An 8,987-nucleotide genomic window follows, 5' to 3' on the forward strand; every position below is an offset into this window, starting at 1 on the left:
CATTGCCGGTTTCTTCTTGGCTCAAATACCCATGTCGCGCGCGTGCAGCATGGCTTGCGCTCAGGTCAGTTCCTCGGCGGGAATCGCCGGAAAGAAAAGGCCCTTGGAGCGGAACCCGAACCAGTCCCGGCCCTCGTGCCGGACGGTGTCGCCGATCTCGGCCATCCGGTAGAAGCTTTTGCGGTCGATCAGGGCCTCCAGCCCCGCGCGGACATGGAGATAGGGCGCGGGCTCGCCGGTTCCAGGATCGCGCGTCACCCGGATCTCGTGGCCCGGGCCAGCCGCAACGCGGTCGCCGACATTGGTCGTGAAGGTCAGGACAGGTTCGCCACCCTCATCCGAACGGTCCACATCGACCGCGACGAAAGGGGCGTCGTCGACGGTGATGCCGACCTTCTCGACCGGGGTGACGAGGAAATGGCGGTCGCCCTCGCGTTTCAGGATGGTCGAGAACAGCCGCACCAGCGGGGCCCGGCCGATCGGCGTGCCGAGGTAGAACCAGGTCCCGTCCCGGGCGATCCGCATGTCGATGTCGCCGCAGAAGGGCGGGTTCCACAGGTGCACCGGCGGCAGACCCTTGCCCGAGGCCGCGCGGGCCGCTTCGGCGAGGCTTTCGGTAACAGGTTTCACGATCATTTGTCCCTGTCGGTTTTTTGCCATTTGAGGTGAACAGGATATCTGCCGATAATGGCTCATGTAAGCCGGACAGGAGAGAAGTCATGCCCGACGAGACCGAACTGGTGGCCGCGATCGAGGCGCTGGGCGAGAAGCTGGCCGAGGCGAAGGCCTCGATCACCAAGCGGTTCATCGGTCAGGAACGGGTGGTCGACCTGACCCTGTCCGCATTGCTTTGCGGCGGGCACGGGCTGTTGATCGGCCTGCCCGGGCTGGGCAAGACCCGGCTGGTGGCCACGCTGTCGACGGTGATGGGGCTGAACGGGGGGCGCATCCAGTTCACGCCCGATCTGATGCCCGCGGACATTCTGGGCTCGGAGGTTCTGGAGACGGCGCCTGACGGCTCGCGCGCCTTCCGGTTCATCGAGGGGCCGATTTTCTGCCAGATGCTGATGGCCGACGAGATCAACCGGGCCAGCCCCCGGACGCAATCGGCGCTTTTGCAGGCGATGCAGGAGAAATCCGTCACCATCGCGGGCGAGTCGCATGCGCTGACCCCGCCCTTCCATGTGCTGGCCACCCAGAACCCCATCGAGCAGGAGGGCACCTATCCGCTGCCCGAAGCCCAGCTCGACCGGTTTCTGGTGCGCATCGACGTGCCTTATCCCGACCGCCGCACCGAGCATGACATCCTGATGGCGACCACCGGGGTCGCCGAGGAAGAGGCCCATCCGGTCTTCACCGCCGCCGAGTTGATCGCCGCCCAGAAGGTCGTGCGGCAGATGCCGGTGGGCGAGGGCGTGGTCGAGCTGATCCTCGATCTGGTCCGGGCCTGCCGTCCGAACGAACCCGAGGCGCCGCAGGCCGTGCGCGAGAACGTGGCCTGGGGGCCGGGGCCGCGCGCGGCCCAGGCGCTGATGCTGACGGTGCGCGCGCAGGCGCTGCTGGACGGACGTCTGGCGCCTTCGGCCGACGATGTGCTGAAGATGGCCGGGCCGGTCCTGATCCACCGCATGGCGCTGAGCTTCGCCGCCCGCGCCCGGGGCGAGGACCTGCCCCGGATCATCGAAAAGGTCGCGCGCGACACCGTGCGGGTCGAGGCCGCCGCGTGATCTCTGCCGCCGCCCTCCGCGCCCGTGCCGAGGGGCTGGCCGAGGCCCTGCCGCCGCTTCTGGCCGAGGCCGAGCATCTGGCCCAGGCGGTCTTGCTGGGCGAGCATGGCAGACGCCGGGCAGGCCAGGGCGACGAGTTCTGGCAATACCGCCCGGCCCATGCGGGCGACGAGGCGCGGATGATCGACTGGCGCCGGTCGGCCCGGTCGGATGCGCATTTCGTGCGCGAGAAGGAATGGCAGGCGGCGCAAAGCGTGCTGCTTTGGGTCGACGACGCGGCCTCGATGGGCTTTTCGGGCGGGAACCACCCGCCGAAGGCGATGCGCGCGCGGGTGCTGGCGCTGGCGCTGGCGGTTCTGCTGATTCGGGGCGGCGAACGGGTGGGGCTTCTGGGGTCCGACCTGCCGCCCCGGCGCGGTCAGCATCAGATCCTCAGGCTGACCGAGGTGCTGGGCCGCGACCTGTCGCAAAGCGATTACGGCGTGCCCGCGACCCGGGGCATGCCGCCCCATTCCCGCGCGGTCTTCCTGTCCGATTTTCTCGGCGATCTGGCTCCGGTCGAGACCGCGCTGACCGAGGCCGCCGACCGCGGCGTCAAGGGCGCGCTGCTGCAGGTGCTGGACCCCGCCGAAGAGGCCTTTCCCTTCGACGGGCGGACCATCTTCGAAAGCATGGGCGGCACCTTGCGCCATGAAACGCTGAAAGCGGGTGATCTGCGCGGCCGCTATCTGGCGCGGCTGGCCGAGCGCAAGGCGCGGCTGGCCGATCTGGCGCGGGTCACCGGCTGGCATTATTCGGCCCATCACACCGGCGAGGGCGCGCAGGGCGCGCTTTTGTGGTTGTTCCGCGCGCTGGAGCGCGGGCGCTGATGTGGACCGTCGGGGCCTTCGGTTTCACCGCGCCGCTGCTGCTTTGGGGGCTGGTGCTGCTGCCCGCGCTGTGGCTGTTGCTGCGGGCGGTGCCGCCCGCGCCGATCCGGCGGCGGTTTCCGGGGGTGGCGCTGCTGCTGGGGCTGGCCGATGACGAGACCCAGACCGACCGCACGCCCTGGTGGCTTCTGCTGCTTCGGATGCTGGCGGTGGCCGCGCTGATTGTCGGCTTTGCCGGGCCGGTCTTGAACCCGCAGGACCGCATGCCCGGTCGCGGGCCGCTTCTGGTGATGATCGACGGCGGCTGGGCCGATGCCCGCGACTGGCCCCGCCGGATCGACCGCATCGAGGCGATGCTGGACGAGGCCGCCCGCGACGGACGGCCGGTCGCGGTGGTGCAGGCGACCGACCTGCCCGGCGACGGGCTGCCTTTCCAGGCGGCCGAGGTCTGGTCGGCGCGGCTTGCGGGCTTCCACCCGGCGGCCTGGCTGCCCGATGCGGATGCGCTGGCTGACTGGACCCGGACGCTCGAGGGACGGTTCGATACGTTCTGGCTGTCGGGCGGGCTCGACTGGCCCGGGCGCACGACGTTGTTGACGGCGCTTGAACGGCACGGGCAGGTCAGCGTCTTCGAAAGCCCCCGGCCGCTTGTGGCGCTGCGCCCGGCTGCGTTCCGGGACGGGGCCATCGGGCTCACGGCGCTGCGTGCCCGGCCCGGCCCCGCGACCGAGGCCACGCTGGCCGCCACGGGTCGTGACCCCGCCGGGGTCGAGCGGGTGCTGGCGCGGGTTCCGTTTGCCTTCGCGCCCGGCGAGACCGAGGCTGCGACCGATCTGGTTCTGCCGCCCGAGCTGCGCAACCGGATCAGCCGCTTTGCCATCGAGGGCGTCCGCTCGGCCGGGGCGGTCAGCCTGACGGATGACAGCCTCAAGCGGCGCGAGGTGGCGCTGATCGCGGGCAACGAGAACCGCGAGGGGCTGCAACTGCTGTCGCCGCTGCACTATCTGCACAAGGCGCTGGACCCCACCGCCGATCTGATCGAGGGCACCCTGTCGGATGTGGTGCTGGCCAATCCCGATGTGATCGTGCTGGCCGATGTGGCGACCCTCTCACCGGCCGAATCCGAGGCGCTGCAAGGCTGGGTCGAGAAGGGCGGGCTGTTGCTGCGCTTTGCCGGGCCGCGGCTTGCCGCCTCGGATGTCAGCCGTGCCGAGGAAGATCCGCTGATGCCGGTGCGGCTGCGCGCGGGCGGGCGCACGGTCGGCGGGGCGATGAGCTGGGGCGAGCCCAAGACGCTGCGGCCCTTCGGCGAGGGCTCGCCCTTCTTCGGGCTCGCGGTGCCCGACGATGTGAGGGTCAATGCCCAGGTGATGGCCCAGCCCGACCCGGCGCTGGCCGACCGGTCCATCGCGGCGCTCAGCGACGGCACGCCCCTGGTCACCCGCAAGAAGATGGGGCAGGGGCAGGTGGTGCTGTTCCATGTCACCGCCAATGCCGAATGGTCGACCCTGCCGCTGTCGGGGCTGTTCGTTCAGATGCTGGAACGGCTGGCAGTCTCGACCCGGCCTGCACGGCCCGATGCGGCCGAACTGACGGGGACGACCTGGGTGCCGCAAGCGGTGATCGACGCCTTTGGCGAGCTGGCCGAGGCCGGCAAGTTGCCCGGGGTGCCGGGCGAAACGCTGGCCAGAGCGGTGCCGGGGCCGGATCTGCCGCCCGGGCTTTATGCGGGCGAGGACCGGCGGCTGGCGCTGAACGTGATCGGCACGGACACGGTGCTGAGCCCCGCCGCCTGGCCCGCCCGGATCGCGGTCGAGGGGCTGACTGTCGCGCGCGAGACGGTGCTGAAGGGCTGGGTTCTGGCCGCGGCGCTGGCGATCTTCGCAGCCGACATCCTGGCCTCGCTCTGGCTGTCGGGGCGGCTTCGGGGCGGGCGCGTCGCGGGCCGCGCGGCGGTTCTGGCGCTGGGGCTTGTGATGCTGGTGCCGCAGGGGGCTTGGGCGCAGGAGCCCGGTACGCCCGCCGACGACGCGCTGGCACTGCGCGCCACCAGCGAGGTTGTCCTGGCCCATGTCCTGACCGGTGATGCCCGGGTCGACCAGATCGCCGATGCGGGGCTTCGGGGCCTGTCGGAAAAGCTGACCCAGCGCACCTCGATCGAGCCCGCCGAGCCCATCGCCGTCAATCTCGAGACCGATGAGCTGTCGTTCTTTCCCTTCCTCTACTGGCCGGTGACCGCCGGGCAGCCGATGCCCTCGCCCGCGGCCTATGCCCGGCTCAACCGCTATCTGCGGACCGGGGGCATGATCCTCTTCGACACGCGCGATGCCGATGTCGCGGCCTATGGCGGCGGCTCGCCCGAGGGGCGGCGGCTGCAGCAACTGGCGCGCCCGCTCGACATTCCGCCGCTGGAACCGATCCCTTCCGATCATGTGCTGACCCGCACCTTCTACCTGTTGCAGGACTTTCCCGGCCGCAATGCCGGGCGCGACGTGTGGGTCGAGGCAGCACCCCCCGATGCCGAACAGGCCGAGGGCATGCCCTTCCGCGATCTCAATGACGGGGTGACGCCGGTGGTGATCGGCGGCAATGACTGGGCCTCGGCCTGGGCCATCGACGGGCAGGGCGCGGCGATGTTCCCGGTCGGACGCGGCTATGCGGGCGAGCGCCAGCGCGAGATCGCCTTCCGCTTCGGGATCAACCTCATCATGCATGTGCTGACCGGCAACTACAAATCCGACCAGGTCCATGTGCCCGCGCTGCTCGACAGGCTCGGCCAATGACCGGCGAGGTGATCTTCGACCCGCTGGTGCCGCTGCTCTTGCTTTGGGCGGCGGCGGCGCTGGCCGCTCTGATGGTGGGCTTCGCGCTCTGGCGCGGGCTTGCGGGCTGGTGGCTGCGCGGGCTTGCCGCCGTGGCGATCCTGGCCGCGCTGGCCAACCCGTCATTGCAGACCGAAGAGCGGACACCGCTGTCCGACATCGTGGTTCTGGTGGTTGACGAAAGCGCCTCGCAGCGGCTGGCGGACCGGCCCGACCAGACCGCCCGCGCGGTCGAGAGGGTCCGCGCCGAGGTGGCCGCGCTCGACAATACCGAGCTTCGGATCGTGCGTTTCGGGGATGGCGCGGGCGACGAGGGCACGATGCTGATGACGGCCCTGTCCGAGGCGCTGGCCGAGGTGCCGCGGTCGCGGCTTGCGGGCGCGATCCTGCTGACCGACGGGCAGCTGCACGATCTGGACCGCGCGCCGTCGCTGCCCGCGCCGCTTCATGCGCTCCTGACCGGGCAGGAGGACGACTGGGACCGGCGGCTGGTGGTCAGGAACGCGCCCGCCTTCGCGATCCTCGGCGAGGAGGTCACGCTGACCCTGAAGATCGAGGATCAGGGCGCGGTGCCCGAGACCATGGGCGGCACGACCTCTGTCGCCGTCTCGGTCGATGGCGGCGAGCCGCAAAGCTATCGCGTGCCGATCGGCGAGGATCTCGACGTGCCGGTGGTGCTGGACCATGCCGGGCGCAACGTGATCCAGTTCTCGGTGGCCGAGCAGCCGGGCGAGCTGACCGACCGCAACAACGCGGCCGTGGTGCAGATCAACGGCGTGCGCGACCGGCTGCGGGTGCTGCTGGTGTCGGGCGAGCCGCATCCCGGCGAACGGACCTGGCGGAACCTGCTGAAATCGGACAGTTCCGTCGATCTGGTGCATTTCACCATCCTGCGCCCGCCGGACAAGCATGACGGCGTGCCGGTGTCGGAACTGTCGCTGATCGCCTTTCCGACGCGCGAACTGTTCCTCGACAAGATCGACGAGTTCGACCTGATCATCTTCGACCGCTACAAGCGGCGCGGCATTCTTCCGGCGGTCTATTTCGACAATGTGCGCAACTATGTCGAGAAGGGCGGCGCGCTGCTGATCGCGGCCGGACCCGATTTCGCCGGGGCCGAGTCGATCTACCGTTCGCCCCTGGCCGACATCCTGCCCGCCGAGCCCAGCGCCCGGGTGATCGAGCAGGGCTATCGTCCCGAGATCACCGATCTCGGCCAGCGCCATCCGGTAACCGAGGGGCTGAAGGCCGAGGCGGGCGGTGCCTGGGGCCGCTGGTTCCGGCTGATCGACCTGGTGCCGAAGCGGGGCGAGGTGGTGATGAGCGGCATCGACGACCGCCCGCTGCTGGTGCTTGACCGCGTCGGCGAGGGTCGGGTCGCGCTGCTGGGGTCGGACCATGCCTGGCTGTGGACCCGCGGCTTCGAGGGCGGCGGGCCGCAGCTCGAGCTGCTGCGGCGGCTCGCGCACTGGATGATGAAGGAGCCCGAGCTGGAGGAAGAGGCGTTGAGCGCCACGGCCGAGGGGCAGGTGATGACCGTCACCCGCCGGTCGCTGTCCGAGGAGCCGCGGAGCGTCGAGATCGCGCGCCCCGATGGCGGCACCGACCGGCTCGAACTGACCGAGACCGCGCCCGGCCGTTTCACCGCGACCTATGAAGGTCCCGAGATGGGGCTTTACCGCCTGACCGACGGCACGCTCGACACGGTGATTGCGCTGGGACCGGCCGCGCCGCGCGAGTTCGAGGAGACCATTGCCAGCGGTGCCCGGCTGGATGCGCCGGTTGCGGCCACGCGCGGCGGGATCCTGCCGCTTCATGCGGGCATGCCCGATCTGCGCACGGTGCGCGAGGGCCGCCGCGCCCATGGCCGGGGCTGGTTGGGCATCACCCCGCGCGGGGCCTATCTGACCAGCGATGTCACCGTCATGCCGCTGGCGCCCGCTTGGGCGTTCCTGCTTCTGGCTGCCCTGCTGAGCGTCGGGGCCTGGCTGCGCGAAGGGCGGCGCTGACCCGGGACGGGCGGGGAAAGGTCCTTGCCAAGCTGCAAAACTGGTCATATTTTTTGACCGGTTCGAGGGAGGAGAGCCGGACATGCAGATGCCCGCACCGGATGCCCGGGTGATGGCGAAGAAGGATCATGTGCTGCGCCGCCTGATGGCGGTGCTTCCCCAAGACGCCGTGATCCACGACCCCACCGCGACCCGCGCCTATGAATGCGATGCGCTGACCGCCTATCGCTGCCCGCCGCTGGCCGCGGTGCTGCCCGCATCGACCGCCGAGGTTTCGGCCGTTCTGAAGGTCTGCCACGAAGAGCGCGTGCCGGTGGTGCCGCGCGGGTCCGGCACGTCGCTGGCGGGCGGGGCGCTGCCCACCGCCGATAGCGTGATCCTGGGCGTGGCCCGTCTGAACGAGGTGCTGGAGGTCGACTACCCCAACCGGTTCATTCGGGTGCAGGCGGGGCGCACGAACCTGTCGGTCACCGGCGCGGTCGAGGGCGACGGCTGGTTCTATGCGCCCGATCCGTCCTCGCAGCTGGCCTGTGCCATCGCGGGCAATATCGGCATGAACTCGGGCGGTGCGCATTGCCTGAAATACGGGGTGACGACCAACAACCTGCTGGGCGTGACCCTGGTCCTGATGGACGGCACTGTGGTCGAGATCGGCGGCGCGCATCTGGATGCGGCGGGCTATGACTGGCTGGGGGTGATCTGCGGGTCCGAAGGCCAGCTTGGCGTGGTGACCGAGGCGACCTTGCGCATCCTGCCCAAGCCCGAAGGGGCGCGGCCGGTGCTGATGGGCTTTGACTGCTCGGAACGGGCTGGCGCCTGTGTCGCCGACATCATCCGCGCGGGCGTGCTGCCGGTCGCGATCGAGTTCATGGACCGGCCCTGCATCGCGGCGACCGAAGCTTTCGCGGGCGCGGGCTATCCAGATTGCGAGGCGCTTCTGATCGTCGAGGTCGAGGGCAGCCCGGCCGAGATCGACGAGCAGCTGGCGCTGATCAAGCGGATCGCTATGGCGCATGAACCCGTCGAGCTGCGCGAAAGCGGGTCGGCCGAGGAAAGCGCGCGGATCTGGCTGGGGCGAAAATCGGCCTTCGGGGCGATGGGGCAGCTGGGCGATTACATGTGTCTCGACGGCACGATCCCGGTTTCGGCGCTGCCCGAGGTGCTGCGGCGGATCGGCGAGCTGTCGGCCGAGGCCGGGCTCAGGGTGGCCAACGTCTTTCATGCGGGCGACGGCAACATGCATCCGCTGATCCTGTTCGATGCCAATGCGCCGGGCGATCTGGAGCGCTGCGAGGCGCTGGGGGCCGAGATCCTGAAGCTGTGTGTCGAGGCGGGCGGCTGTCTGACCGGCGAGCATGGCGTCGGCGTCGAGAAGCGCGATCTGATGGGGGTGCAGTACCGGCCCGAGGATCTGGACGCGCAGATGCGGGTGAAGGACGTGTTCGATCCGGGCTGGCTGCTGAACCCGGCGAAGGTGTTCCCGCTGGAGGTCAGCGCGGGGCGGCGCGCGGGGTAGGGGGGCTGTCTGCCCCCCTCTTGTCCTGACGGACAATTCACCCC

6 protein-coding genes are annotated in these 8,987 nt (G+C 70.1%); 5 read left to right on the forward strand and 1 reads right to left on the reverse strand.

The features are described 5' to 3' along the window. Positions 1–60: 60 nt before the first annotated feature. Positions 61–660: a DUF1285 domain-containing protein gene (locus tag DSD19_RS15425; RefSeq protein ID WP_113670217.1), complete on the reverse strand. Its 600-nt coding sequence runs from the start codon at positions 658–660 to the stop codon at positions 61–63. A gap of 59 nt (positions 661–719) precedes the next feature. On the opposite strand from DSD19_RS15425, the gene DSD19_RS15430 reads away from it, so the two are divergent. The 5 genes from DSD19_RS15430 to DSD19_RS15450 all read left to right on the forward strand — a co-directional run bounded on the left by DSD19_RS15430 (position 720) and on the right by DSD19_RS15450 (position 8,943). Next, positions 720–1,727, forward strand: coding sequence for a MoxR family ATPase (locus DSD19_RS15430; protein ID WP_113670218.1), 1,008 nt, complete (start codon positions 720–722; stop codon positions 1,725–1,727). Continuing rightward, positions 1,724–2,596: a DUF58 domain-containing protein gene (locus tag DSD19_RS15435; protein WP_113670219.1), complete on the forward strand. Its 873-nt coding sequence runs from the start codon at positions 1,724–1,726 to the stop codon at positions 2,594–2,596. The genes DSD19_RS15430 and DSD19_RS15435 overlap by 4 nt, the downstream gene beginning before the upstream one ends. Beyond that, the gene (locus DSD19_RS15440; protein ID WP_113670220.1) at positions 2,596–5,379 is read left to right on the forward strand and encodes a DUF4159 domain-containing protein; all 2,784 of its coding nucleotides are present in this window, start codon (positions 2,596–2,598) and stop codon (positions 5,377–5,379) included. The genes DSD19_RS15435 and DSD19_RS15440 overlap by 1 nt, the downstream gene beginning before the upstream one ends. Then, positions 5,376–7,427, forward strand: coding sequence for a glutamine amidotransferase (locus DSD19_RS15445; protein ID WP_113670221.1), 2,052 nt, complete (start codon positions 5,376–5,378; stop codon positions 7,425–7,427). The genes DSD19_RS15440 and DSD19_RS15445 overlap by 4 nt, the downstream gene beginning before the upstream one ends. A gap of 82 nt (positions 7,428–7,509) precedes the next feature. Continuing rightward, complete coding sequence (locus DSD19_RS15450) at positions 7,510–8,943, forward strand: FAD-linked oxidase C-terminal domain-containing protein (protein WP_113670222.1); 1,434 nt, start codon at positions 7,510–7,512, stop codon at positions 8,941–8,943. Positions 8,944–8,987: the final 44 nt, after the last annotated feature.

It is taken from the genome of Rhodovulum sp. BSW8 (assembly GCF_003314725.1).
GTDB classification, from domain to species: Bacteria; Pseudomonadota; Alphaproteobacteria; order Rhodobacterales; family Rhodobacteraceae; genus Rhodovulum; species Rhodovulum visakhapatnamense.